General features: G+C 36.1%; 1 protein-coding gene. It reads left to right on the forward strand.

Annotated elements, in window-relative coordinates; translation table 11 throughout:
- On the forward strand, nucleotides 1–239 hold a 239-nt coding region (locus M901_RS02365), incomplete at its 5' end, for a hypothetical protein (RefSeq protein ID WP_034719747.1).
- Nucleotides 240–255 lie beyond the last annotated feature (16 nt).

Below are 255 nucleotides of genomic sequence, written 5' to 3' on the forward strand. Positions count from 1 at the left end.
ACACTGTTTTTGGCGTCGATGAATGTCTTAGCCAAAACCAAGAGAAATTAGTTGTTGAAAAGTCAGAGAAGGAACTTGATAAAATTGTTGTTGGATCTAAGGAGTATTTCAATCTTCTCGCTCAGTGTTTTCAAAAATTCCATAGTCAATGTGTGGGAGAGTCTTGCATCGTTTCTCAGTCTATGAAGAAGAGAATTGAAGGAATTCGTCACGTGGAAAAGTATCTTTCCAAGTTGTAAGTCTCTATTATTATTG

The organism is Bacteriovorax sp. DB6_IX (assembly GCF_000447775.1).
Lineage (GTDB): Bacteria > Bdellovibrionota > Bacteriovoracia > Bacteriovoracales > Bacteriovoracaceae > Halobacteriovorax_A.